Raw genomic sequence first — 26,209 nt, forward strand, 5'->3', positions numbered from 1 at the left:
GTCAGTTCCCCTTTGGATTGAAAATAATGTTATCGATTAAACGTGCTTTTTCAAACTTTACAGCTAGCGCTAATATGGCATCTTTTTGAATATCAGTTGTTAATGTTGGATAATCGAGCAATTCAATATAATCGATGATTCCAGTTGTCTGTTGTGTTAAATAGGCAGTCATTGGTTCAATCGGATCTTTACCTTGCAAAAATAAACTTTTGCCCATTTCCAATGCTTTTTTCAAATGAGGTGCTTCATTTCGCTCAGCATCGCTCAAGTAAACATTACGAGAGCTTTTCGCAAGTCCGTCATCTTCACGAACCGTTTCGACTCTCCGTATAGCCATTGGAAAATTATAATCTTCCACTAGCGATTCAATAATTGCTAATTGTTGCGCGTCTTTTTGACCAAAATAAGCTAAATCTGCTTGGACTAAATGAAATAGCTTGGTTACTACTTTTAAAACCCCATCAAAATGACCTGGTCTTTTCGCACCGCACAGCACGTCTGCCTGCGCCCCTGCAGTTAGTTGGATTTGACTTTCACGCGGATACATTTCTCCTACACTTGGCGCAAAAATAACATCCGTGCCTGCCAATTCAGCAAGTTCTTGATCACGTTTTAAGTCTCTTGGGTAGCGATCAAAATCTTCATTAGGTCCAAATTGAGCGGGATTGACAAATATACTCATAACCACTTTATCGTTTTCTGCTTTTGCTTTTTCGATTAGCGAAAGATGCCCTTCATGTAGAAACCCCATAGTTGGTACTAAACCGATGGTGTTGCCTGCTCCTTTAGTATCACGAACCCATTCTTTCAATTCGTTAACCGTCTGTAAAATTAACATTTTTTCTCTCCTCTCGGGAAGAAAACCATATAAAAAGCCCTTCTGCTAAAAAAAGACAGAAGGACAGTAAGTTTGCGTTAGGTTTCCTCCGTCCCTGTCGTGAATTTGATCAAGGCAGAACATATTAGTATTCATTTTAAGTGTCTTACGGTTGTTTGGTGCAGTTCGTAAACGATACTGCCCATTAAAAATACTATAACAGAATTTCATAAATAAATATATTCTATGCTCTTTGTGACATTAGGCTATAGAAGAAAGTGAATTTTTTAAGAACCAGCCATTTCAATATCAGCTGAATAAATGCCGTGAAGTTTTCCGTCAGATGTCCGAAGTTGAAGTACTCCTTCATCAGTAATTCCTTCTGCGATGCCTTCAAGCGTATGATTAGTCATTCGTGCTCTCACAGGATGTCCTATTGTTGTTGAATAACTTTCCCACAAAATTTTCAACATGCCAAATCCTTCGTCAATATACATTTGTGTATAAAGCTCCATGTAATACAACACTGACTGCACTAGTTTTTGACGATTAATGGTTTCTCCATCTGCCATTCTTAACGAAGTCGCGATTTCTTGAACTTCCACATCAAAATCTTCTTTTTCTTGATTGACGTTTAATCCGATCCCAATGATCAAAGCTTGTATACCGTCTGCATCAGATTGAAGTTCGGTTAAAATCCCTGTGCATTTTTTACCATCAAGTAAAATATCGTTTGGCCATTTAATCTTCGGCTGCAATTTAGTGACTTCTTCGATTGCACGAACAATTGCTACAGCAGTTACTAATGTGAATTGAGGAGCTTTTTGTGGTGCTACATTTGGCCTTAAAATAATACTCATCCAAACGCCTTTTTTAGCGGCAGAATCCCATTTCCGAGCCATTCTACCTCGTCCGGCCGTCTGAGTTTCTGTCAACACTACAGTTCCATCTGGCGCACCTTCTTGTGCTAGTTGATGGGCAATAATTTGAGTGGATGCACAACTTTCTACATATTCAATGACTTGTCCAATACGTTTTGTTTTCAATCCTGTTTGAATACCTAAAGGCTCTAATGTATCTGGAGAGGTAATGATGCGATAGCCTTTGCGTTTAACCGATTCAATTTCATACCCTTTTTCTTCGAGCTCTTTAATATGTTTCCAGATAGCCGTTCTGGAAATCCCGAATTCATCTGCTAATTGCTGGCCTGAGACAGCTTCACCATTCGATTCTATTAACCGTTTTACTATTTTAAGTGTGACTGTGATATTCATCTTCAAACCAGTCCTTTATCAGTTCTTTGTCGTTTATCAATAGCCCGTAAACGATTAGTCTTTCAATTTTCTCAATCCATACTTTTATCCATGGCCCGGATTTCACCCCGGTCCACTCGATTAAATCCCAGCCATCGATTGCAAGCTCAGATCTCGACTGAATCGGTAATTGTTGCTTGATAGTAGCTAAATCAGTCGTTTTCCCCATTACACGAGAAGCCATTGCTAATTGTTCTAATGTGTACTTATAAAATGTCCATTGATCCCAAGTGTTTAACGTGGTCAATTCTAAACTTTTTTCAATTAGTCTTTTTTCTTCATTTGAAAAACGATAATCTTTTATATCTGAAAACTGGCGTTTTTGTTGATGTAACAAATAAAACCAGCCATAAGTAGGTCTGCCATTTGGTTGATATGGAATCCAATCCACTTCAAAAAGACCGCCTACTGGCAGAAATCTTGTTAAAACAGAATCTTTCAAGTAGGCCATGCTTTTTTGCATACTTGGATTGACAAATATTTTATCAATTTCTGACTTTAAGCGTTCAACAGCAATAAATCGAATTAAACGTGCATGTCGTCTTATGGATAAAAGTGTTTTCATATCGATAATAAAATCAAGCTGCCCCGAAAAGCGGATCGCTCGTAACATTCGCAATGCGTCTTCTTCAAAACGTTCATCGGGATCACCAACTGCACGAATTACTTTATTTCGCAAATCTTCTTTTCCACCAAAAGGATCGATTATCGTTAAGTCTTCTGTCATCGCCATTGCATTGATCGTAAAATCACGACGGCGCAAATCCTCTTCAAGCGAAAGAACAAATTCTACAGAATCTGGTCGGCGGTTATCGGAATAGCTGCTCTCTGTGCGGAACGTCGTCACCTCAATGCCTTCTCCATCCAGTAATACTAAAACTGTTCCGTGATCAATACCTGTATCAACAGTACGGTCAAATAATGCTTTTACTTGCTGGGGCAAAGCTGATGTAGCTACATCCATATCATGTGGTGTCTTTCCTAATAATAAATCGCGCACCGCTCCACCTACAATATAGCCCTCGAATCCCGCTGCTTTTAATGTGTGAATTACTTTAGTGGCCGTATTCATTGATTATCATCCTGTGGCATCAGCTGTTCGTATAAGCCTTCATATTGCTCCAAAATTTTTGAAGAATGAAAATGTGCAGACACTGTATCCAATGCGCCTTGACGCAAGTTTTGCAATTGAGTTTCATCACTCAACATGTCTACAATATATCGAGCAGCCTGTTCTGTGTCTCCTAGCTCAACAAGAAATCCATTGACACCAGGATTAATAATTTCAGGCATACCACCGATGTTTGCGCCTATAACTGGAACTCCGCACGCCATTGCTTCAAGTAGCACTAAACCAAACGCTTCTTTTTCAGAAAGTAACAGCTTGATGTCACTAATACTATAAAATTCTGCAAGGTCGTCTCGTTTACCAAGGAATAATACATGCTCTTCTAGTTTTAGGTCGCGCACTTGTTGAATGATTCTCCCCATTTCCGGTCCATCGCCTACTAATAATAATTTGCATTGAATTTGTTTACGGGCCAACGAAAAAGTTTCTACCACATCTTGTACCCGCTTAACTTTGCGGAAGTTTGAAACGTGTATCAACACTTTTTCAGCAGGATCAATGCCAAGTTGTTCCTTCAACTTCGTTTCGTTTTTTGGATGGTACTCTCTTTCATCGACAAAATTGTAAACTGTCTCAATCTTCTTATTGGGTTGAATAAGCTCATAAGTCTGATCTCTGAGTGAATTAGAGACGGCTGTTACAATATCTGATTTTTCAATCCCATAACGAATTGCTTCTTTTAGGGAAGAATCCGATCCTAATACCGTAATATCGGTTCCATGGAGAGTTGTCACTATTCCAATATTCGACCCTGCCATATCACGTCCGAGTATAGCGCAAACTGCATGTGGAATTGCATAATGAACATGGAGGAGGTCCAGCCCTTCATTTTTAATCACTTCAGAAATTTTAGTGGCTAAAGCAATGTCGTAAGGAGCGTATTGAAATACGGAATACGTATTGATATCAACTTGATGATTAAAAATATTTGGATATGTTTTATTTAAACGGAAAGGAGTGCTTGACGTAATAAAATGAACTTCGTGTCCTTTTTCCGCCAACATTTTTCCCAACTCTGTGGCAATAACTCCAGACCCGCCAACTGTAGGATAGCAAGTAATGCCGATTTTCATTTTTCGCACGTTATTCTCTCCTATCCTCTTCTTTCTCCAAGCAGGCGCCAGTCTATAAAGCCTTCTTTTAAGCCTTTAAGAAGAACTTCAGCCGTCCCCATATTTGTAGCTAAAGGAATGCCATAGACGTCGCACAGACGGATTAACGCCGTTACATCTGGTTCATGAGGTTGTGCAGTCAATGGATCACGGAAAAAAATAATCATATCCATTTCATCTTGTGCGATCATTGCACCGATTTGCTGATCGCCACCCAGTGGCCCCGAACGAAAACGAGTAACTGCCAAATCGGTTTCGTCGATAATTCGTTGTCCTGTCGTCCCTGTTGCAAAAAGCGAGTGTTCAGATAAAATCTCTTCATACGCTAAAGAGAATTGAATCAGGTCATCTTTTTTACGGTCATGAGCAATTAGAGCTATATTCATAATATCGTCCCCTTTAATCGATTATGTGTTCTAAACCATAGATCAATTCTTGTTTTTCCATCACAGTTTGGATAGATAAAATCACACCTGACATAAATGAGCCTCGATTAAATGAATCATGTCGAAGTGTGAGCATTTGTCCTTCTCCGCCAAGTAACACTTGTTGATGAGCTACCAAACCAGGTAATCGAACACTGTGGATACGCATACCGTCATAGTTTGCACCACGGGCACCTTCAAGAATTTCTTTTTCGTGGACATGTCCTTGTTCGTGAATCGGACGTTGCTGCGAAATCAGATGTGCCGTTTTCATCGCAGTGCCAGATGGAGCATCAAGTTTTTGGTCATGATGCATTTCAATAATCTCAATGTCGGGTAAGTATTTCGCCGCTTGTTCTGCAAATTTCATCATTAGTACTGCTCCAATTGCAAAATTCGGTGCAATAATACACCCTATTCCCGAGTTTTTCGAAAGTGCCTTTAACTCTTTTAATTGTTCATCAGAAAAGCCTGTAGTACCAACAACTGGACGAATCTTCAATTCCAACGCCTGCTTTGTGTGTTCATAAACAAATTCTGGTGTAGTTAAATCGACAAGTACGTCCGGCCTAGTTTCAGTGTTGAGCTGCTCCAAATCAATAAAGATAGGCGCAGTAAAACTAGAAGGAAATAAGTTTGTGTCAGCTAATGTATCGCCTACTCTTTTGTAATCTAAAACTGAAACTAGTTCCATTTCAGCATGATTCATAACGGTATGTACTGCTTCTTTACCCATTTTCCCTCTTGCTCCTGCAATTGCTACGCGAATTGTCATTTATGTTCCTCTTTTCGTGTCCAGCGATTTTGGTCTCTACTGCTGAATTTATCAATTACTCGGTCATGTGCATCCGCTAAATTTATGTTCATTGAGTTAGCCATACAGATTAAAACGAATAGGACGTCACCCATCTCTTCTTCGATACTGTTTTCAGCCTCTGAACTTTTCTTTTTTTTCGGACCGTACTCGTGCATGACTTCTCTAGAAAGTTCACCAAGTTCTTCGGTCAAACGAGCCATCATTTCCATAGGTTGAAAATAACCTTCTTTGAATTGTCCAATGTATGTGTCAACCTCTTGCTGAAGCTGTTTCATGGTTTTTTCGCCGCTCATATCATCACGCTCCTCAGTCAATCGTAAAGAAAACAATGCATGTTGTCAAAATACAAAATTTCAACGATAATACAGAGGTTGACATTTACGAAAGGGGCATGGCGGAATTGAAAGAATTAAAACTAAAAAATGTTTTTTTCATCCTTATAGGAGCTGCTATTTATAGTTTCGGTTTTGTTCATTTTAATATTCAAAATGAACTAGGAGAAGGCGGTTTTGCAGGTATTACATTGATTTTGTACTTTATTTTTAATTGGGACCCTGCTTTAATGAACCTTCTATTAAACATTCCATTGTTTTTCATCGGATGGAAACTTCTTGGCAGAAAAGTCTTTCACTATACCATCATAGGAACCGTAGCCGTTTCTGTATTTTTAAAGATTTTCCTTGTCTATGAAATACAAATTAATTTGCAAGATGATTTGTTTTTAGCTGCATTATTTGCAGGTGTTTTTGTAGGTGTTGGACTCGGAATTATTTTCCGTTATGGCGGTACAACAGGCGGCGTTGATATCATAGCGCGTTTAGCTCAAAAATACATAGGCTGGAGTATGGGAAAAACCATGTTTTTGTTCGATGCAGGCGTGATTATGTTATCATGGCTGACATTTCTTGATCACCGCTCAATGATGTATACGCTTGTCGCAGTCTTTGTAGGTGCGCGCGTTATTGATTTTGTACAAGAAGGAGCTTATTCTGGTCGTGGCGCTCTCATTATTTCAAATTCTCAAGAAGAAATCGCTAGTCGCATTGCGATTGAAATGGACCGAGGTATTACAATTCTTCGTGGCTATGGCCACTTTACTAAAGAAGAAAGAGAAGTATTGTATTGCGTAATAGCAAAAAATGAAATTGTGCGCTTAAAAAATATTATTAACTCTGTAGACCCTCATGCTTTTGTTTCCTTAATGGATGTTCACGATGTGATGGGTGAAGGATTTACACTTGATGAAGAAAAACGACCAATCGAATAATTTTTCCACGAAAAAAACGGCCCGCGTTGGGCCGTTTTTTTATGAGCGATTCATGCCTGTATAGATCAAGATTAATCTAGCAAGTTCAAGAACTGCAACTGCTGTAGCTGCCACATAAGTCATGGCTGCAGCACTTAACACTTTTTTTGCATGGCGTTCTTCTTCGTTTCGAATAATGTTATGTGATAGTAATTGGTCCATCGCTCGACTTGAAGCGTTAAACTCAACCGGCAAAGTGATCAGCTGGAATACTACACCCGCCGCTAATAAAATAATACCGATCAATAACGCGCCACTCCATGCGGAGAAGAAGCCAATCATAATAAAGATCCACGACATATTTGATGAAACGTTAACGATTGGCACAAGGCGATGTCGCAGACGCAAGAACGAATAATCCTCTGCATCTTGAATAGCATGACCTACTTCATGAGCCGCTACCGCAGTACCCGCAACTGATGCCTCGTTATAGTTATGGCTACTGAGTGCCACAATCTTTGTTAACGGATTATAATGATCACTCAACATGCCTCGACTTTCAATGACTTTAACATCTTGTAACCCATTAGCATCCAAAATAATACGTGCTACTTGAGCACCTGTGTGACCTGATGTCGAACGAATTTTTGAGTATTTAGCATATGTTCTTTTTAATTTAAATTGAGCCCATAATGGGATGATTAGCAAAAGGATAAAATAGAAGATATAACCGCCTATTCCCATGTCTAAATCAACACCTCTTTCTACTTGATACTCTTATTTTACTTAAATTAGTCAATATTGGTCAACTGAAATGGATTGCGCTTTGTTTAAATGAGCAACATAAAAGGCGAATCCGACACAAATAATTGAAAGCCAGAATGTAAAATAACCAATTTGACTACTATACTCACTTAATCTACTATATATAGGCATTTGCCCAAAGACATAATCGATTACATCGTTATGCAATGTCCAAACAGCTGTTAACGCAACAGATAGCCAACCAAAACGATAATGTTCGATATAAAGCACAGCTTGTAACGCCATCGCAAAATGTGAGCCTATTAGCATCCAACCTATCCAGCCAATTGAACCGGTTTCCCATAATGTGAGCAAGTTCATCACAACTGCCCATAGGCCATACTTAATCAATGTGACAAAAGCCAAGGCTTCAATTAATCGATTGCGTTTGCCGAAAATCCACAAACCAAGCACAATAGTGAAAAATAAACTTGCAGTCGGGCTATCGGGTACAAAAATCAGAAAAATTGGTTCTGTAATTTTTAATTGCCAGCCATACCATATGTATCCATATACCGAACCTGCTAAGTTTACTATAAATAACAAAATTAAAAATGGTCGATACATCAACCAAGTTGAAATTTTAACTGCAAAGGAAAGCATCATTTTTCTTCCTTTCAAGATAGAAAAAAAGAGTCGGTTTCCCGACTCTTTTTCTATTAATAATTATTCTGCTTCAAGGCCTGAAATAAACTCAGCTAGAACTTGCAGATCTTCATCTGTTCCGTCCCAAGATGGAGGCATTACTTGATTGCCGTCTTTTTCAATCCCGTTAACAGCAATATCAGCGATTTCTTCAGGAGTTAAACCAGTACCAGCAAGAGAAGGTCCAACTGCTCCTTCTAAATTATCGCCATGGCAACTAATACAAGCGGCGCCAGCATAAACTTCATATCCTGGATCAGTCGTATCAATTTCCACTTCTTCTTTAATTTGTCCTTGCGCTTCAGCAGCTTCCCAGTCATGGTTTGCTACTGATTCCCATGTTAGGAAAATGATTGATATGATAGCAAGAATCATAAATCCTGTAGGTAATGGGCGTTTTGAAGGACGTCTTTCCGGACCGCGGTCTAAGAACGGTGCTAACATAAGTGCTCCAAAAGCAAGGCCAGGAACGATGATAGCTCCAACCACGTTAAATGGTCCAGATGCAAATTCGTATTTTAGTAATTGATATAAGAACAAGAAATACCAGTCTGGTAAAGGAATATATGCTGTATTCGTTGGATCAGCCTGACCTTCAAGAGGTGAAGGATGAGCAACCGTCAAAAGCAGATAACCGATTAAGAAGACTGCACCAATCATCCATTCTTTCAAAAGGAAGTTTGGCCAGAAAGCTTCTGTTTTACCAGGGTATTCGGAGTAATCTTTAGGAACATTCGGCTTACGGAATTCCATACTTGGAACACGCGAATCCCCTACAAATTTCATCCCTTTTCCGCGATGCATAAGTGTTCCCTCCTTAAAAAAATCCTTGTTGCGGGATAAATTATAGCGGTCCTGAAATACCTTGTCTTCTAATCATGATAAAGTGAGCAGCTAGCAACCCAAGCAACGCTGCAGGTAAGAAGAAGACGTGGATAGCGAAGAATCGTGTCAAAGTCTGTGCACCAAGAATTGTTGAATCCCCAGCCAATAGAATTTTGATCGATTCACCGATTACCGGTACAGAAGCTGCAATTTCAATCCCAACTTTTGTAGCAAATAAAGCTTTCATATCCCATGGAAGCAAGTAGCCTGTAAAGCTTAATCCAAGGATTACGCCGAATAGTAGTACGCCTACTACCCAGTTTAGCTCGCGAGGTTTCTTATAAGAACCTGTAAAGAATACTCGTAGTGTATGAAGGAAGATCATAACAACTACTAGTGAAGCTCCCCAGTGATGCATCCCACGCACGATTTCTCCAAAAGCAACTTCATTTTGAAGATAGTAAACCGACTGCCAAGCATTTTCAATATCTGGCACATAATACATTGTTAAGAACATACCGGATAAGATCTGAATTACTGTAATGAAAAATGTAAGTCCCCCAAAACAATAAACAAATGCTGAAAAGTGGTGTGCGGGGTTTACGTGCTCAGGTACTTCATGGTCAGCAATATCACGCCAGATAGGCGTAATGTCTAATCGCTCATCAACCCAATCATATAACTTGTTTAGCACTGGTGTCGTACCCCCTAACTATTAAACTAGTGTGTTGTCTCTTACTGCGCCGATTGCAACAAAACCATCTTGTTCTTTGACTTTATACTCATCAAGTGGTCCAAGCGGCGGTGTTCCCGGGATGTTTTGTCCGTTTTTCTCATAACGGCCTGCGTGACATGGACAGAAGAATTGTGTCGGGTGTTCTGGATCTCCGGCCCAGTTCACTGTACAGCCTAAATGTTTGCAAACTGGTGAAAGTGCGATTAATTTATCGCCTTCTTTATACACCCAAGCTGAATTCGTTACTTCAGATACATACCAAGCGTCTGTTTGTTCAAATGTAAAGTCGACGCGTACTGGCTCTTCCGTAATATCAGCTACAGCTTGATCAGTTAAAACGTAGTCTCCGCCTTCTTTTTCCTGAAGAATCGGGTCTACTGCAAAACGAACCATTGGCATTAACATACCTGCTGCCATGAAACCACCTACACCTGTTAAAGTGTAGCCTAAAAATTGACGTCGTGATACACGATTATTACTCATCCTTTTCCCCCCTCTAACATTCAAGGTCAGTCCAATGGACATACTCATTCAAATATAATTACTAGGACAACCTAATGATATATCAATCAAATCTTAAGGTCAATATCGCATATAGCCTATTCAAGCAGTTTGTGAACATTTCATGAATGATGTGACCATTCTTTTGTAAATAGCGGCAATACCTGTCTCAATTGGTCTTCCATGACCGAATTTTTAAAGGATTGGTCCATATCCTCCATCGGAATTGCCGGTAGCCATAAAACATTTTTTAAACTGTCAATTGTTCGCCATTCAGAATCTGTTGTTAAATAAAAAATGTGTTTAAATTTTGTATGCGTTAATTCTGCCAACAGTTCATCTGCAATTCGCTGGCGATTTGCTCTTTTGCCATAAGAAATAGGCGGAAGCAAAAGGATCCGCCCTTTAAATTGCTTTTCTAGTAAAGCTGTTAAGTTTTGCAAGTATTCAGATGCGCCTGCACTTGACTTCATCCCAGCTTCACTTAAATCCAACTGCAAAAGTGGCACTACAGCTGTATCGATATAATCTTGTTGGCTTAAATATTGATCAATTTCTTTGCCGATAAAATGCATAGTGATTTTTCACTCTCCGTCTTTTTTAATAGCTTTGAACGCCTGTAATATCGCTGATAGTTCAAAAAAACGGTCGCGATCATTGGCATCTAATGCTTCATCAATTTGTTTATAAATTGTTTCTTCATGGAAAACAGACATGCTTTCCTTTAAAATTTTCTCAGCAATTTGACGATCTTGTTCATCGATAGATGCATCTTCGGGTATATATGGATTTTCTTCCAATACCGACAAATATAATGGAGGTGGCGGAATGCTAGGGAAATTCAATTGGATATACAAATGTTCATCGGGATTTAAACGCAAATCATGAAATGATTTTTCTGCATCTGCCGTCATTAAATTCCCTTTGTAAAAACGGAATGGGATTTCTTTCGAATCTGTTGAGGACATGACCATTGCGCGTGGACAATAATGCGCTTCTTCAACAAAATGGGTTTTCTCAAGCAGATCTTCATTGCTCAACATATAATTTAAAATCCAAATGCATTCACGTCTTTTCATCTTGTAGGATTGCAAAAACCAACGGACAAATTGCTTTTTTTCACCTACTGATATTGAAGCGGTCATGAAATTTCCTCCTTTCATTCAAAAGACTGTTGCCAATCAAACCATTCTGGATTTTCTGGTTCTAACACTTGCAGTTCTTTTATTATTTCGAGAGCGAGTTCTCTTTTCCCTTCTTCTATTAAAAATAAGGCATATTTCTTCAAAAATACAACATCGTCTCTAAACGATGAATACGCTTTTTCATAGTAAACAGTTGCCTGCTTGTAATTTTCTAAGCGTTCGTAAGCTTCAGCTACCATTGGATAAAGACCAGCCCAGTCGTCTCCACTTTCAATCACCATTTCTGCAAGTTCAAGAACTTCTGCATCTTGTTCTTGCGCATGAAAGTACGATACTAATGTATAAATGGCCTCCATGTATTCAGGATCTAGTGCAATTGCTTGACGTAGATGTTCTACACCTTCAGGTGCTTTGCCCAGTTTCAAAGCAAGCTTGCCTGCAAATAAGTACAGCTCCTTATCAAATTCATCTCTAGCAATTCCTTCACTTATTGCCTGATAAGCAGGTTGGTAATCTTCAGCCATATTATAACTTTGTGCTTTTAGCAAATAGGCAGAAAAGTAATCCGGATCAACGCCAATCAATTCGTCAAGTCGACGCACTGCCATCTCGTATTGACGAGTTTGAAATGCCGCAAATGCTGCGCCAAAAAGTACGTCGGGTGTCGCAAAATCTTCAAGCGCTTTTTCGTAATAAGGTAAAGCTTCTTCGTAAGCAGCTCCAGCACTATAAACTTCAGCTAGTCTTTCTGCGATATTAACACCTTCTATAACTACCTGTTGCGCTTCAAGCTCTTGATAAATTTTTGCCGATTCAAGATAACGTCCAGAATCTAGTAGCAGTTCAGCTTTTGCTTGTTGTAATAGAGGTTCTTCCGGCATTAAGTCTATCGCTTCGTTTAAACGATTCTCAGCTGCTTCAAGCAAGCCTTGTAATTGAAACAAGTCTGCTAATGATACAAGCGCTTGTGCATATAATTCGTTGTCTTTTGGAATTTCCATTAAGGCATTCAATGCATCATCTTCTCGATCAGCATCAATTAATAAATTGGCTCGGTCGATCGTCAATTGTGCTTCTTCTGGGAAAATATATTGTAAATGCTCGATTACTTTTATGGCTTCTTCTACAAAGCCTATTTCTGCTAACCATTCAGATAAACCGTATTGTTCGTCTGGGTCACCTTTTAGTAAATAATCATCTAATAATGTATTTAAGAGATTTGGGTCTCCTTGTTCTACCGCTTTTTGTATTTGTTCAATATTCGCCATGCTATCACCTATTCCTTCACATTCTTACTTTCATCCTACACGAAATACTTCTATTATCATAATAAAAAAACTCTCCAAATGGAGAGTTAATTTGTCAGTAAATTCAGTTGTTCGAAAAAGTTCGGATATGATATTGAAATGCATTCCGGATCGTCAATCGCAACTTCATCGGTTGCAACGAGTGCGGCAATTGCTGCCATCATTCCTAGACGATGATCGCCGTAAGAAGTCATTTCAGCACCTGATAATACAGTTGGACCATGAATAATCATGCCGTCTTCGGTAGCTTCAATATCCGCTCCCATTTTCGACAATTCTTTTACAACTGCGGCAATCCGATCAGTTTCTTTTACTCGCAACTCTTCTGCATCTTTGATCACAGTCGTACCTTCTGCTTGAGTGGCAATCAATGCAATCAATGGAATTTCATCGATTAATCGAGGGATTAAATCTCCACCAATTTCTATGCCTTTTAAAGCACTTGAATAAATGGTTAAATCTGCTGAACGCTCGCCTGCAATTTCTTTTTCTTTTATTTCAATAATAGCGCCCATTTTTTCAACTACATCTAAAATTCCTGTACGTGTCGGATTAATGCCAACATTATTTAACGTAACTTTACTATCCTCTGTAATTAAAGCAGCTCCTATCATAAATGCCGCAGAAGATATATCACCGGGTACTTGAACATGAGCAGCTGTCAGTTTTTGACCGCCTTCAAGTTTGATTACATGATCTTCCCGTGTAATTGTTGCGCCAAAATGTTCTATCATTATTTCTGTATGATCACGCGAGGCGATAGGTTCATGGATGATTGTTTCACCTTCTGCTTTTAAAGCAGCCAGTAGAACGGCTGATTTGACTTGCGCACTGGCTACTGGCAATGTGTATTCAATTGCTTTTAATGGCGTTCCCTGAACTGCCAACGGCGTATATTGTCCGTCTTGGCGACCACGAATATCCGCACCCATCTCACGAAGCGGATTAATGATGCGCTTCATTGGGCGTTTAGCGATTGACTCATCTCCAGCCATCACTGCATGAAAAGATGTGCCGGCTAATAGTCCAAGCATTAAGCGTGTGGTCGTTCCAGAGTTTCCTGTATCCAAAACTTCTGAAGGCTCTTCCCAAAACTCTTCTCCTTCGCTTTCAATTGTCACTAATTCATCTGTAACGTCAATTTTGACGCCAAGCTTTTTAAAACAAGCAATCGTACTTAAACAATCATCTCCCATAAGAAAACCTTCAACTGTCGTCTTACCAGTTGCGATCGACCCGAACATAATAGCCCGGTGAGAAATAGATTTGTCTCCTGGAACAAGTATGCTACCTTTTAAACTTGGTTTTTTAAATGCTAACGATAATGCCATAGAGTGACCCTTCCTCTCAGGAAATATATGTATCGTAAACTGTTCGTGTAGTAATGCATTTTTGCGCACGCGTACGGTCTTCGTTTGTTTGAAAACTAATAACGAGAATACCAAATACGTCTTCACGCGTTTCTAAAATTCGAATATTGACAATGCTGATTTGTTCTTCTGCTAAATAACCAGTCAGTTCAGAAATAATACCAGGCACATCCGGTATATCTATGTATAAATCAAATACAGAGAACATCGCCCCGTGACCAGCAATCGGGAGCTCATCTCTAACGACTTTTGCATGATTAAAAAATTGTTCGATTGGTTCGGGATCATTTTGTTGGAGCATTTCTTTCAAATGCTCCATTTGTTGCATCCAGTTGTCTAATTGATGAACAATCATGGCATTGTTTTGAGTCGTGATATCTCGCCACATTTCTGGATTTGCTGATGCGATACGCGTTGTGTCTCGAAAACCACCAGCTGCCAGTTGCCGTGCAAATGGAAATTTATTTTCTTGGTCTAATTGATGAACAAGTGAAGCTGCGATTAAATGCGGAAAATGACTAACCACCGCTGTCATATGATCATGTTCTTCTGCTGCTAGCACTTTGATTTTAGCTTTTGTGACCGACAGTAAATCTTTAAGAAATTGAAGACTTTTCTCATCAGTTTTTTCATCAGGTGTTAAAATATAAAAAGCATTTTCAAACAACACTTCTTTTGCTGCTTCTACACCACTTTTATGCGACCCTGCCATTGGGTGACCACCAATAAACAGGCGGTTTAGCTTTTTAGAAGCTTCCATTATCTTCAATTTCGTACTGCCTGTGTCTGTCAAAATGACATCGTCTTTTAGTTTCCAGTATTTGCTTTGCTCCATTAGTTTAATGGTCGCTCCAACTGGCGTAGCAAAAACAATCACATCAGCTTCCGCTGCAGCTTGTTCGAGCGATGGCGGTGAACTATGTATGATGCCCATTTTAAAAGCTTTTCGCGCTGTTAATGCACTTGAATCGTAGCCTGCCACATGGACATCCTTGTTACGCTGAAGCGCTTTTGCCAAAGATCCACCGATTAAGCCTAATCCAATGATTAATACGTGCTTGGTCACTTTGAAATCACCTGGCTTTTTGCTGATAGATCCGGACGCAGTTTCGTCGCTTCATTTAAGTAAACATGGTGAATTTCTTTTTGCTCTAGTTGTGTATTCACATGCATCATGACACGAATACATAGAGGCATGCTCCCAGGAACATCCATTTCATGTGTGCACATAACCGGTACATAATTCCAATTATCTATTGTTCGCACGGCTTTTGCAGGAAAAGCTGATGAAATATCAGTTGTCGTTGAAATGATGACTGATGCGACATCGTCTGGTTCAATTTTATTTTCTTTGGCCATTTCCAAAACAAGACGTTTTGTTTCTTTTAGCACTTCTTCTGCCTGATCTGTAGAAACCGTAATTGCTCCTCTTACTCCACGTATCATCAAATCACTTCTCCTATCTGTAAAACTAATTTTTCGTAGGCTGCAAAGGCACGCTGTTCATCTACTTTGTCCACATATGGCTGACCTGTCTGTTCAAGAAGAACAAAATTCAGTTCCCCTCTTGATGACTTTTTATCTTTTTTCATATATGGCAATAATGCTTCAAATTGAATTTCTTGTAGCAAGTTAAGCGGATAGTCATTTACCTTCGCCCACTGAATAAATTCATCCAATTTTTTATGGCCTGATAATAATAATGCATAGGACATTCCAAGTACGACCGCTTCGCCATGTGTAATCTTACCGTACCCTAAATTACCTTCCAGGGCATGAGCCAAAGTATGGCCGAAATTCAAATATTTTCGAACGCCGCCTTCAAATTCATCCTCTTCAACAATTGCCGCTTTTACAGCAATTCCTTTTTCTAAATGACGATTTAAATCTTCTTCAGTCAAAAGACTAAAATCTTCAATCGCTAACAGCTCTGACAGCCATTGTTCATTGGATATAAAAGCGTGTTTGATCACTTCAGCCATTCCAGAACGGACTTCTCCAGGGGGTAAAGTGTTTAATAATGCGCTGTCGTATAAAACAGCTTTTGGCTGATAAAATGTGCCAATCATATTTTTACCCAACTCATGATTGATCGCTGTTTTTCCGCCTACTGCGCTATCATGAGCCAAAATCGTCGTTGGAAGCTGAATAAAAGGAATGCCGCGCATAAAGGTTGATGCAACAAATCCTGCAACGTCTCCAGTAGCTCCTCCGCCAAATGCTAATAATATCGAATTTCGAGAACAGTTTTCAGATAGCAGAAAGCTGTGGCAGGCCATAAAGGTCTCCACAGATTTCGCACTTTCCCCGGCAGGAATCGTTAATACACGAATGTCCCAATCGGTTAAATAATTCAACAAATATTGTAAGTGAAGCTCGGCCACTTTTTCATCAGCGATAACCACAATCTGGTCAGCCGCATCTAGTAAAGGGCGATAAGTATCCGCAAACAAATCGAATGCTCCGGCACCAATATGGACAAGATAAGGATGATCAGCTTCGACCTGCAATTGCTTCATGCTTAAAACTCCTTCGTGTAATTCATGTAGTTTTTCAAGTTATCAACCAAACGCGGCATTTGATCCGCATCAAACTGATCTAATAATGCGTTTGCTACTTCCCAAGCTACAACGTGTTCCGCAACAATTGAAGCTGCTGGTACTGCACAACTATCTGAACGTTCAATGCTTGCTTGGAACGGTTCTTTTGTTTCAATATCTACACTTTTTAGTGGTTTGTATAAAGTAGGAATTGGTTTCATCACACCTCTTACAATAATTGGCATGCCTGTCGTCATACCACCTTCAAATCCACCTAAATTATTTGTGTTACGTGTATAGCCATTTTCTTTGTCCCATAAAATTTCATCATGAACTTCACTGCCTGGTTTTCTAGCCATCTCAAATCCTAACCCAAACTCAACACCTTTAAAAGCGTTAATGCTCATTATTGCCGCAGCAAGTTTCGCATCCAGTTTACGGTCATAATGAACGTAGCTTCCAATACCTGCTGGCATACCTTCGACAATAACTTCGACAGTACCACCGATTGAATCTCCATTTTTTTTCGTTTGATCAATTAAATCAGTCATTTTTTTTGTTACTGTTGGATCAGCACAATAAACCGCATCATTTTCAACAATTTCACGAATATCATCGACTGACTTCCCGATATAACTTTCAGGATCCACTTTTATACCACCGATTTCCGTAACGTGAGAAACAATTTTAATACCAAGTTCTGCTAATAACTGCTTTGCAACTGCCCCTACTGCTACACGCACGGTTGTTTCACGTGCTGAAGAGCGTTCTAAGACATTTCGAAGGTCACGGTGACCATATTTCATTCCACCGTTTAAATCTGCATGACCTGGACGTGGACGAGCTATTTGGCGTTTCACTTCTTCTGTTTCTTCAATTGGTTCAATTCCCATTATCGATGTCCAATGTTTCCAATCATCATTTTTGACGACTAAAGCGACAGGTGAACCTAATGTTTTACCATGTCGTACACCAGATACAATTTCAACCGTATCTTTTTCGATTTGCATTCTTCTGCCACGACCGTGGCCACCTTGGCGTCTCTTAAGTTCTTTATTAACCATTTCTGCCGTCAAAGGCAACTGCGCCGGCAACCCCTCTATGATGGCAGTCAATTGCGGACCGTGTGATTCTCCAGCTGTTAAATAACGCATTTACACTTTCTCCCTTCAACGTGCTAAAGTATTTATGTATCACTATACCATAAGATAATTCTTCAATTCTATATTAAAATCACATAAAGTGAAACTTCAATCAATTGAAAATTTTTATCTTCATTAAACATTCATATTCAACAAAAAAACCGCCCCCAAAAGGGACGGCTTTCAAAGGGTGAATTAGTTAACCCAGTTATTCATTGTTTTTTCGTATGATACTAATTCTTCTTCTTTGAAGAACAAACCGATTTCGCGTTTTGCGCTTTCAGCAGAATCTGAACCGTGAATCATGTTTTTCCCAACAGTAACTGCGAAGTCGCCGCGGATTGTTCCTGGAGCTGCGTCTTTAGGGTTTGTAGCGCCCATCATTTGACGTGCAGTCAAAATAACGTTTTCGCCTTCCCATACCATTGCGAATACAGGACCTGAAGTGATGAATTCTACTAATTCACCGAAGAAAGGACGCTCTTTGTGCTCGCCGTAATGCTCTTCAGCCAATTCAGTAGGAATTTGCATTAATTTAGCGCCTGCTAAATGATATCCTTTTTTCTCGAAACGTGCGACGATTTCTCCGATTACGTTGCGTTGAACGCCATCTGGTTTAACCATTAAAAATGTTTTTTCCAATGTAAACACTCCTCTATTAAAAGCTCGGGCTTTTTGCCCACCTTAAAAAATACTATCATTGTCGAGTCATTTGTCAACTAGCAACTTAAAATTTTCGTTTTCCAATAAAAAATGCAATTTTGCGCATCGTTTTCACGCCTTGCCCTTTTGGTAAGAAAGAAAGTTCACGCAAAGCCTTTTGCAAGTAGCGTTCGCTCATCGCCTTTGCTTCTTCAATCCCCGAACTGTTGCGAACCGCTTCCACAACTTTATAACGCTCTTCATCTGACAAATCTCTGTTTAAATTATCTTTTAACATCGTATAAAGTTTAGGATCTTTTCTGGCACATAAAATCGGCAACGTCATATTCCCTTGGATAAAATCACTACCTGCTGGTTTTCCTAGCTCTTCATCAGTTGAAGTGAAGTCTAGGATATCATCAATAATTTGAAACGACATTCCGATAAAATAACCAAAACGTCTTAAATGAGCTGCAGTTTTTTCATCAGTACCGGAAACGAGCGCTCCCAGTTCACAGCTTGATGAAATTAATAATGCAGTTTTTCGTTTTATGCGACGGAAATAATCACGTAAATTTTGATCTAATCTGTACTTGTCTTGAATTTGAATAATTTCGCCCCGACAAACTTCTATTAAAGTTTTCGATAAAATTTCGTGTACCCGCGGTGATTCAATTTCAGTAATGCGTTCTAATGCTCGCGCCAAAATAAAATCACCCGTATACATTGCTACACTATTATTCCACTGCGCTTTAACGGTTGGTTGACCTCTACGAATTTCTGAGTCATCAATAACGTCATCGTGGACGAGTGAAGCCATATGGATTAATTCGAGTGGAACAGCCACTTTTTTCATCACATCGATGTCATAGTTCCCAAATTTTCCTGCAAGCAAAACAAAAACAGGTCGGATTCTTTTCCCTCCGGCCTGCAATAAATGAAGAGACGCATCATTTAAAAGGAGAGATTCGGAATCCACTGCCTGTTCCAATTCCTTCTCAATCATTTCTAGTTCCGGCTTAAGATCGGAATAGAGCAATTTCAACTTCATCTTTTCCACTTAAAATCCTTCTCCCGCTAATTTACTTTTTTAATTCCTAAATGGAGGGCTGCGGCGCCTCCTGTATAAGGTTTGTATTTTACTTTTTTAAATCCGACTTCTACAAATAATTTCGCTAATTGCTTCATGCCTGGAAATGATTTTGCCGATTCTTGCAACCATGAGTATTCTTTATAACTTTTAGCAAAAAGCTTACCGAATACCGGCATGATAAAACGGAAATACATTCTAAAAAATGGTTTAAATACGATATTTTCAGGCTGTGATGTTTCAAGACAAGCAATCATGCCCCCTGGTTTCAAAACACGATGCATTTCAGCTAGCGCTTGACGATAATCGGGTACATTGCGCAAGCCAAAACCGATTGTTGCAAAATCAAAAGAATTGTCCGGATAAGGTAGAGACATTGCATTTCCTTGAATCAATTTAATTTGCGGCATATCTTTTGTTTTATCATGACCAACATTCAACATGTTCTGACTAAAATCGAGCCCGATTACTTGTCCAGTTTCTCCCACTGCTTCGCCTAATGCAATTGTCCAGTCAGCTGTTCCGCAGCAAACATCGATAGCTGAGGCACCTTTTGGTACTTGCATTTTAGACATCGTATCTTCACGCCATTTATTATGTTGCTGAAAACTGATCACTGAATTCATTTGATCGTAGTTTTCAGATATTTTTTCAAAAACTTCGTGGACTCTCTGTTCTTTCGTTTTAGGCATCTCAGTCATCCTTCTCGGGTCAGCTGCTCAGCTCTATGCTGGTGCGGGGTTATTTGATGGAGCAGAAATTGTGCCAATTCATAATCAAGTGCACAATCGGCGATAGACGCCAAGATCTGTTCATGCAGGCTATCCAACTTTTCCATTAGCCAGTATTTAGTATAATTTTCATGGACTAGATTTGTATTTAACTCACGTAGCAAATGCGTGTAATGTTTAGATTGAAGTCGATTTAACTCTTCAGTATAACGTATATAAAGAAGCGCATTTTTTGCTAATGGTCCATATTCGGTATAACCATAGAATGTATAAAATGACATTAAAAGTTCGGTTTCAATAACGGTAATTGCTTGTTCGATTTCTTCGACCGTTCTGTAATTCTTTTCGAAAAAAGATGTTTTGCTTTCACTTACTTTAATAATAGCTGTTGCCAATCGTTGGACTAACTCAATATTTTTAGTGTTTACCAACATTTGATAATAAATACCACTGTATAAGTCCCCAGCTAACACCGTAAGTTGCTGTTCTTTAATAATAGGGGCATCTTCTTTTATTTGATCATGCGCATGCAATGCCGCATAAACGATGGAAACCGTATTTGCAGAGGCTTCAATATCTGGCGACCAATTTTTTCCACTAAAAAATGGCAATAGTAAAAAAAACAAACGGGACTCTTTGACAGAGGGACCTTCTGTAAATTGATCGAGCGTCCGCTGTCGCACAGCTTTTAAGACCTCGATTTCCATTGAGATAATTTTCGATTGTATTTGATGTCCCTTCATACTGCTTGCTCCATTCATGATTTAGCCATACTTTAATAGTATATCACAGGCATAGCCCTGCCTTCACCAATATCGTTATTTTTTAGCTTCGCTTTCAACGATACCATGGGCAGAATGAATCTCCGCTTTACCACGAATCTTCATAGCTGAAGTGTGTTCAGTAAACTGAGCAATCATCACTTCGCCTTTATCCAATTTTTCAGTATGGTGAAATTTTGTATCGTTCCCTCGAGTCAATCCAATAACGTTAACGCCATCTTCTTGAGCGCGAATAATAATGTATTCTGTCTGAGCCATATTCACACCTACTTTTATAGTTTTAGTTCATATTGATATAAGTAATTACTTCTGAACGTTTAATTGCATCAGTTTCAAAAACTCCTCTGGAAACAGCTGTTACTGTTTTGGCTCCCGGCTTTTTGATCCCTCTCATAGTCATACACATATGTTCTGCTTCAACCATGACGTAAACACCATGCGGGTTTAATGTTTCCATTAAAGATTCAGCAATAGAAGAGGTAATACGCTCCTGTAGCTGAGGACGTTTAGAAACCGTTTCAACAGCGCGAGCCAATTTACTTAATCCAGTTACGACTCCATCACGAGGAATGTAAGCAATATGTGCTTTCCCGAAAAAAGGCACGAGATGATGCTCACACATCGAATAGAACGGGATGTCTTTAACTAGCACTAATTCTTCATGACCTTCATGAAAAACAGTTTTGAAATACTCTTTGGGATCTTCTTTTAATCCAGAAAATACTTCCGCATACATCTTAGCTACCCTTTTCGGCGTATCTTGTAACCCTTCGCGGCTTACGTCTTCGCCAACTGCCTCTAAAATCATCAAGACTGCCTGCTCGATTTTATCAAGATCTACTTTTTGTGTTTTCACATCTATCACTCTGCTTCCCCCTGTTGAAGACAATTCGGTTATTTGTTGAACAGCTAATTGGCTGCTAGTTTATTTTATATAGCTAAACTCAGTTTTATATTAGTTTGTAACTTTAGGAAACTAAGATGGCTGTTTCCGCTTTTCTGTCTGTCTAGCTGCAGGAGCCAGCTCCTCGAGGTCATAAGTCGTGCTGGCTGTAAGGCTTAAACGCCACTTCGCCACCCCACCTTATGCCTGTTGGAGCTGAGACGTCTCCTTCCGCTTTTCTCACATGAATCGTAGCATACGCACAGGTGTTTCGCAAAATTGTTGGCTCAAAAAAAGGATGACTTTTGCAAGATTGTGTCTCGCAAAAGTCATCCTATGTACAGAGGCTAAAGCTTACTTCACTGCGTCTTTAAGCGCTTTACCTGGCTTAAATGCAGGAACTTTGCTTGCAGCGATTTCGATTTCAGCACCAGTTTGCGGGTTACGTCCTTTGCGGGCCGCGCGTTCGCGTACTTCAAAGTTACCGAATCCGATCAACTGTACTTTTTCACCTTTAGTTAAAGCGTCTTGAATCGTCTCAAATGCAGCGTCAACTGCTTTGGCAGCGTCTTTACGTGAAAGTTCAGCTGCTTCAGCAACAGAGTTCACTAATTCTGTTTTGTTCATGCTATTCACCTCCTCTCAAAGGGGATGCAACCATCAATCCTGTAAAAAGAGTATCACATCGAAAATCGCATAGCAACAACAAACAGCCCACTTTTCCAATAAACACACTAAATACTAACAAAATCTTCTAAAAAGCAGCTTTTTCTATTAAAAACGCGTTAAATCAAGGGTTTTACTCTGTTAAAAAAATTGGTTCATTTTCTTCGTTTATAGTGTATGGAAGTGAATAAGCTGGTAAGACCGGAAAGTCTTCATAGAGGATAAATCGAATATCTTGTCCTGGTTCTAACTCACCTTCGTACTCTTGAAGTTCTGTAAAAAGATCCATTGCGTAATCAATGTAAACGTCTCCGCTTCCAGTTATCACCAACGGCAAGTTTCTACCACTATAAGGGCTTACTACTGTTGGTTCTTCTGAAAATCCCATTGCTTTATGGTTAAACTTGTAGACATTGTCTGCCAATATTTCAGCAATTGGTGCTTTACCGCCATTGGCGCTTTTTCGAACATTTACAGATCGAACCGCATCTGCCGCTTGTAAGTCGACTAGTTTGACCGTCGGATTTTCTTCAACATCTACTAATACATATTGAAAAATCCCACCCGTTTCAAATGCATTGGATGGTATTTCTGCAGTATAAGCTGGGACAATTTTCGAAAAATCGACAGGATATTTTATATATTGATCTATATCCATATCTCGAGTTTTGATCGGCAATAATCCACTTGTTGCATCTCTATACTGGTTTACTGCATTTTGTACAGTATTTAATTGGTCTTCGTAAGGAACTTGATTTTCTGCTTTCTCGCTTTGTGGATAACCACAGGCTGTCAAAATCCCAATCATTATCAACAATAATAACAGCATTGATATTTTTTTCAATTTTCTCACCTCAAGCGCCACCTGTCGGTCCACTGAATACTGTGAATATCATGATAAAAAATCCAAGAATCAGCAAAATATATGCAACTAGCGCAAAAATAAACTTAAGTATGCCGTTTTGCAATTTGTATCTACTTAAATAGATTAATCCCATAGAAATTAATAAAAAAGCAATTCCGGCAAATGATACCCACATTTTGTCTAACGCACTCATAATTGCCCGCCTTTCGTAGTGTTTCAAACCATAGTATAGCATAAAAAAAGAAGAGTCAGCCTTAAGCATCCTCTTCTTTTGTGACAATTAAAGCAAGTCGACTAAGTCTTCCATTTCGTTCTTTTTCGTGCGTCCCATTAAATTCCCAACTGCGTCATCTGTCGACACATTGTCAAACAGCACAGCATAAAGTGCAGCTGTAATTGGCATAGGCACATCATAAGCCTCTGACAACTGGTAAGCAGCTTTTGTTGTTCGTATTCCTTCGACGACCATGCCCATTTCTTCAAGCACTTCGTCTAAAGTTTTCCCTTTACCCAGCATGTTTCCAGCGCGCCAATTGCGTGAGTGTACACTTGTACAAGTAACTATTAAGTCGCCTACACCGGTCAATCCTGAAAAGGTCAAAGGTGTTGCACCCATCTTGACACCGAGTCGAGCAATTTCTGCTAGCCCACGTGTCATGATAGCTGCTTTTGCATTATCACCAAAATTTAATCCATCTGTAATTCCGACAGCTAATGCAATAATGTTTTTCAAGGCTCCACCGATTTCAACACCAATTACATCCGTATTCGTGTAAACACGGAAGTAGCTATTCATAAACAGATCCTGAATGCGCACAGCTGCTGCAGTGTTCTCACAGGCAGCTGTAACCGTTGTTGGATGCTCTTGTACTACTTCTTCAGCATGACTTGGTCCAGATAAAACGACCACTTCTTCAATCCATTGTTCTGGTATTTCTTCACGAATCATTTCACTGATACGTTTTAACGAATCTGGTTCAATTCCTTTAGAAACATGAACAAATAATACTTTACGATCGAGATTTTTTTTGATATCACGACAAACTTCGCGAATTGCTTTTGTAGGCACTGCTAAAACAAGAATATCACCGTGTGCAACTGCTTGTGGCAAATTACTTGTTGCCTTTAAGCTCTCTGGAAGTTGTGTATCTTTTAAATAGCGTTTGTTTGTATGCTGGTTGATTTCTTCAGCTTGCTCTTGACGATGTGTCCAAAGCAATAAATCATGACCATTTTGAGCTAACACGTAGCTCAGCGCAGTACCCCAGCTTCCTGCTCCAAAAACAGAAACTTTTTCCATAAGTTAAAACCACCTTTACCTTAAGTACGAGCTCTCGTTATAAGACGCAGAGGTGTGCCTTCAAAGTCGAAGCTTTCGCGAATTCGATTTTGTAAGAAACGTTCATAACTAAAGTGCATCATTTCCGGATCGTTTACGAAGACAACAAATGTTGGTGGTTTGATAGCCACTTGCGTTGCATAATATAGACGCAAACGACGACCTTTGTCGGATGGCGCAGGATTCATTGCAACTGCATCTTCAATAACTTCATTTAAAATACTTGATTGGATACGGCGTGAATGGTTATCGTTCACTTTATTAACTATTTCTAAAATGTTATGCACGCGCTTGCCACTGATGGCAGAAACGAACATAATTGGTGCATAATCTAAAAATAAGAAATGCTCGCGAATTTTACGAGTCATGACATTCATCGTTTTTTCGTCTTTTTCGACAGCATCCCATTTGTTGACAATAATAATCACTGCTTTACCCGCTTCATGAGCATATCCAGCAATTTTTTTATCTTGTTCTTGAATACCTTCTTCGGCGTTCAAGACTACTAAAACAACGTCTGAACGTTCAATAGCACGCAATGCTCTTAAAACACTATATTTTTCAGTTGTTTCATAAACTTTCCCTTTTTTACGCATACCAGCAGTATCAATAATGACGTACGGTTGCTCATTATACTCATATTGTGTATCAATGGCATCGCGCGTTGTTCCAGCCACTTCACTAACAATAACTCGTTCTTCTCCTAAAAATGAGTTTACAAGAGAAGATTTACCAACATTTGGACGACCGATTAATGAAAATTTAATGACATTGTCAGGATATTCCTCATCATCGTCTTTCGGGAAGTTTTTAGCAACTTCATCTAATAAATCACCCAATCCTAAACCGTGAGATCCTGAAAGTGGGAATGGTTCACCCATTCCTAAAGTATAGAAATCATAGATCATGTGACGCATATCAGGATTATCGATTTTATTAACTGCTAAAATAATTGGTTTTTTTGTTTGATATAAAATTCTTGCTACTTGTTCGTCTTGAGCCGTAACGCCATCGCGTCCATTTACAAGGAAAATAATGACATCTGCTTCATCCATAGCAATTTCTGCTTGTTGACGAATTTGTTCCAGGAATGGCTCGTCACGTAAATCAATGCCTCCTGTATCTATAATATTAAATTCGTGTGTTAACCAATCTGCCGAGCTGTAAATACGGTCACGCGTCACTCCTGGAATATCTTCCACAATTGAAACCCGTTCTCCTACCACGCGATTGAAAATCGTGGACTTACCAACGTTCGGCCGGCCAACTATTGCTACTACCGGTTTTGCCATAATAAATTCATCCTTCCACTTCTGATATGCCTATTATACACGAAA

Annotated in this window: 32 protein-coding genes; 1 reads left to right on the plus strand and 31 read right to left on the minus strand. The window is 39.3% G+C overall.

Translation table 11 applies throughout. From position 1 onward, the window contains the following. Position 1: 1 nt before the first annotated feature. From panC to PLANO_RS09070, 7 genes are all read right to left on the minus strand, one after another. Positions 2-838 (minus strand): pantoate--beta-alanine ligase, encoded by an 837-nt coding sequence (gene panC, locus PLANO_RS09040; protein WP_038704135.1) that lies wholly within the window; start codon positions 836-838, stop codon positions 2-4. 266 nt (positions 839-1,104) lie between these two features. Beyond that, on the minus strand, positions 1,105-2,091 hold the full coding sequence (locus tag PLANO_RS09045; RefSeq protein ID WP_038704136.1) for a biotin--[acetyl-CoA-carboxylase] ligase: 987 nt from the start codon (positions 2,089-2,091) through the stop codon (positions 1,105-1,107). Then, the gene (locus PLANO_RS09050) at positions 2,069-3,202 is read right to left on the minus strand and encodes a CCA tRNA nucleotidyltransferase (protein ID WP_038704137.1); all 1,134 of its coding nucleotides are present in this window, start codon (positions 3,200-3,202) and stop codon (positions 2,069-2,071) included. Before PLANO_RS09050 ends, PLANO_RS09045 begins: the two co-directional genes overlap by 23 nt. Next, positions 3,199-4,341 carry an N-acetyl-alpha-D-glucosaminyl L-malate synthase BshA gene (bshA, locus tag PLANO_RS09055; RefSeq protein ID WP_038704138.1) on the minus strand — a complete coding sequence of 381 codons (1,143 nt, stop codon included), beginning with the start codon at positions 4,339-4,341 and terminating at the stop codon, positions 3,199-3,201. Before bshA ends, PLANO_RS09050 begins: the two co-directional genes overlap by 4 nt. 11 nt (positions 4,342-4,352) lie before the next feature. Next, the gene (gene mgsA, locus PLANO_RS09060; RefSeq protein ID WP_038704139.1) at positions 4,353-4,757 is read right to left on the minus strand and encodes a methylglyoxal synthase; all 405 of its coding nucleotides are present in this window, start codon (positions 4,755-4,757) and stop codon (positions 4,353-4,355) included. Positions 4,758-4,770: 13 nt separating this feature from the next. Then, a complete protein-coding gene (dapB, locus tag PLANO_RS09065; protein WP_038704140.1) occupies positions 4,771-5,571 on the minus strand; it encodes a 4-hydroxy-tetrahydrodipicolinate reductase in 801 nt (266 codons plus the stop codon). After that, positions 5,568-5,906: a nucleotide pyrophosphohydrolase gene (locus PLANO_RS09070; RefSeq protein WP_038704141.1), complete on the minus strand. Its 339-nt coding sequence runs from the start codon at positions 5,904-5,906 to the stop codon at positions 5,568-5,570. The genes dapB and PLANO_RS09070 overlap by 4 nt, the downstream gene beginning before the upstream one ends. 98 nt (positions 5,907-6,004) lie before the next feature. Between PLANO_RS09070 and PLANO_RS09075 the strand changes: the two genes are divergently transcribed. Next, complete coding sequence (locus PLANO_RS09075; protein ID WP_038704142.1) at positions 6,005-6,880, plus strand: YitT family protein; 876 nt, start codon at positions 6,005-6,007, stop codon at positions 6,878-6,880. 39 nt (positions 6,881-6,919) lie between these two features. Here PLANO_RS09075 and PLANO_RS09080 read toward each other — a convergent pair whose 3' ends face one another. From PLANO_RS09080 to der, 24 genes are all read right to left on the minus strand, one after another. Then, on the minus strand, positions 6,920-7,603 hold the full coding sequence (locus PLANO_RS09080) for a zinc metallopeptidase (protein ID WP_038704143.1): 684 nt from the start codon (positions 7,601-7,603) through the stop codon (positions 6,920-6,922). 51 nt (positions 7,604-7,654) lie between these two features. Then, positions 7,655-8,266, minus strand: a complete 612-nt coding sequence (locus PLANO_RS09085; RefSeq protein WP_156108900.1) for a lipoprotein heptaprenylglyceryl N-acetyltransferase LhaT — start codon at positions 8,264-8,266, stop codon at positions 7,655-7,657. 63 nt (positions 8,267-8,329) lie between these two features. Then, positions 8,330-9,112 (minus strand): menaquinol-cytochrome c reductase cytochrome b/c subunit, encoded by a 783-nt coding sequence (locus tag PLANO_RS09090; RefSeq protein ID WP_038704145.1) that lies wholly within the window; start codon positions 9,110-9,112, stop codon positions 8,330-8,332. 40 nt (positions 9,113-9,152) lie between these two features. Beyond that, positions 9,153-9,827 carry a menaquinol-cytochrome c reductase cytochrome b subunit gene (gene qcrB, locus PLANO_RS09095; protein ID WP_008431028.1) on the minus strand — a complete coding sequence of 225 codons (675 nt, stop codon included), beginning with the start codon at positions 9,825-9,827 and terminating at the stop codon, positions 9,153-9,155. Positions 9,828-9,848: 21 nt separating this feature from the next. Then, a complete protein-coding gene (locus PLANO_RS09100; RefSeq protein WP_038704146.1) occupies positions 9,849-10,352 on the minus strand; it encodes a Rieske (2Fe-2S) protein in 504 nt (167 codons plus the stop codon). A 140-nt stretch (positions 10,353-10,492) separates the two neighbouring features. Then, on the minus strand, positions 10,493-10,945 hold the full coding sequence (locus tag PLANO_RS09105; protein WP_038704147.1) for a DUF2487 family protein: 453 nt from the start codon (positions 10,943-10,945) through the stop codon (positions 10,493-10,495). Positions 10,946-10,954: 9 nt separating this feature from the next. Further along, a complete protein-coding gene (locus PLANO_RS09110; RefSeq protein ID WP_038704148.1) occupies positions 10,955-11,515 on the minus strand; it encodes a ReoY family proteolytic degradation factor in 561 nt (186 codons plus the stop codon). 14 nt (positions 11,516-11,529) lie between these two features. Beyond that, positions 11,530-12,783 carry a tetratricopeptide repeat protein gene (locus PLANO_RS09115; protein WP_038704149.1) on the minus strand — a complete coding sequence of 418 codons (1,254 nt, stop codon included), beginning with the start codon at positions 12,781-12,783 and terminating at the stop codon, positions 11,530-11,532. A gap of 86 nt (positions 12,784-12,869) precedes the next feature. Beyond that, on the minus strand, positions 12,870-14,153 hold the full coding sequence (aroA, locus tag PLANO_RS09120) for a 3-phosphoshikimate 1-carboxyvinyltransferase (RefSeq protein ID WP_038704150.1): 1,284 nt from the start codon (positions 14,151-14,153) through the stop codon (positions 12,870-12,872). 16 nt (positions 14,154-14,169) lie between these two features. Continuing rightward, the gene (locus PLANO_RS09125; protein ID WP_038704151.1) at positions 14,170-15,258 is read right to left on the minus strand and encodes a prephenate dehydrogenase; all 1,089 of its coding nucleotides are present in this window, start codon (positions 15,256-15,258) and stop codon (positions 14,170-14,172) included. Then, positions 15,255-15,638: a chorismate mutase gene (aroH, locus tag PLANO_RS09130; RefSeq protein ID WP_038704152.1), complete on the minus strand. Its 384-nt coding sequence runs from the start codon at positions 15,636-15,638 to the stop codon at positions 15,255-15,257. The genes PLANO_RS09125 and aroH overlap by 4 nt, the downstream gene beginning before the upstream one ends. Further along, the gene (gene aroB / locus PLANO_RS09135; protein WP_038704153.1) at positions 15,638-16,711 is read right to left on the minus strand and encodes a 3-dehydroquinate synthase; all 1,074 of its coding nucleotides are present in this window, start codon (positions 16,709-16,711) and stop codon (positions 15,638-15,640) included. The genes aroH and aroB overlap by 1 nt, the downstream gene beginning before the upstream one ends. Positions 16,712-16,713: 2 nt before the next feature. Next, on the minus strand, positions 16,714-17,886 hold the full coding sequence (gene aroC / locus PLANO_RS09140; protein WP_038704154.1) for a chorismate synthase: 1,173 nt from the start codon (positions 17,884-17,886) through the stop codon (positions 16,714-16,716). Between the two features lie 183 nt (positions 17,887-18,069). Beyond that, positions 18,070-18,516, minus strand: coding sequence for a nucleoside-diphosphate kinase (gene ndk / locus PLANO_RS09145; RefSeq protein ID WP_038704155.1), 447 nt, complete (start codon positions 18,514-18,516; stop codon positions 18,070-18,072). An 85-nt stretch (positions 18,517-18,601) separates the two neighbouring features. Next, positions 18,602-19,576: a heptaprenyl diphosphate synthase component II gene (gene hepT, locus PLANO_RS09150; RefSeq protein WP_038704156.1), complete on the minus strand. Its 975-nt coding sequence runs from the start codon at positions 19,574-19,576 to the stop codon at positions 18,602-18,604. A 17-nt stretch (positions 19,577-19,593) separates the two neighbouring features. Continuing rightward, positions 19,594-20,298: a demethylmenaquinone methyltransferase gene (locus PLANO_RS09155; protein WP_038704157.1), complete on the minus strand. Its 705-nt coding sequence runs from the start codon at positions 20,296-20,298 to the stop codon at positions 19,594-19,596. Positions 20,299-20,303: 5 nt separating this feature from the next. Further along, positions 20,304-21,080: a heptaprenyl diphosphate synthase component 1 gene (locus PLANO_RS09160; RefSeq protein ID WP_038704158.1), complete on the minus strand. Its 777-nt coding sequence runs from the start codon at positions 21,078-21,080 to the stop codon at positions 20,304-20,306. 75 nt (positions 21,081-21,155) lie between these two features. Continuing rightward, on the minus strand, positions 21,156-21,377 hold the full coding sequence (gene mtrB, locus PLANO_RS09165; protein WP_006829861.1) for a trp RNA-binding attenuation protein MtrB: 222 nt from the start codon (positions 21,375-21,377) through the stop codon (positions 21,156-21,158). Between the two features lie 22 nt (positions 21,378-21,399). After that, positions 21,400-21,984, minus strand: coding sequence for a GTP cyclohydrolase I FolE (folE, locus tag PLANO_RS09170; RefSeq protein ID WP_038704159.1), 585 nt, complete (start codon positions 21,982-21,984; stop codon positions 21,400-21,402). A gap of 372 nt (positions 21,985-22,356) precedes the next feature. After that, positions 22,357-22,629 (minus strand): HU family DNA-binding protein, encoded by a 273-nt coding sequence (locus tag PLANO_RS09175; protein ID WP_006829858.1) that lies wholly within the window; start codon positions 22,627-22,629, stop codon positions 22,357-22,359. 172 nt (positions 22,630-22,801) lie between these two features. Beyond that, positions 22,802-23,512: a hypothetical protein gene (locus tag PLANO_RS09180; protein ID WP_038705427.1), complete on the minus strand. Its 711-nt coding sequence runs from the start codon at positions 23,510-23,512 to the stop codon at positions 22,802-22,804. A gap of 10 nt (positions 23,513-23,522) precedes the next feature. Then, positions 23,523-23,726 (minus strand): DUF2768 domain-containing protein, encoded by a 204-nt coding sequence (locus PLANO_RS09185; RefSeq protein ID WP_038704160.1) that lies wholly within the window; start codon positions 23,724-23,726, stop codon positions 23,523-23,525. An 87-nt stretch (positions 23,727-23,813) separates the two neighbouring features. Next, on the minus strand, positions 23,814-24,833 hold the full coding sequence (locus PLANO_RS09190; protein ID WP_038704161.1) for an NAD(P)H-dependent glycerol-3-phosphate dehydrogenase: 1,020 nt from the start codon (positions 24,831-24,833) through the stop codon (positions 23,814-23,816). Positions 24,834-24,853: 20 nt separating this feature from the next. Then, positions 24,854-26,164 carry a ribosome biogenesis GTPase Der gene (gene der / locus PLANO_RS09195; RefSeq protein ID WP_038704162.1) on the minus strand — a complete coding sequence of 437 codons (1,311 nt, stop codon included), beginning with the start codon at positions 26,162-26,164 and terminating at the stop codon, positions 24,854-24,856. Positions 26,165-26,209 lie beyond the last annotated feature (45 nt).

The organism is Planococcus sp. PAMC 21323 (genome assembly GCF_000785555.1).
Classification (GTDB): Bacteria; Bacillota; Bacilli; order Bacillales_A; family Planococcaceae; genus Planococcus.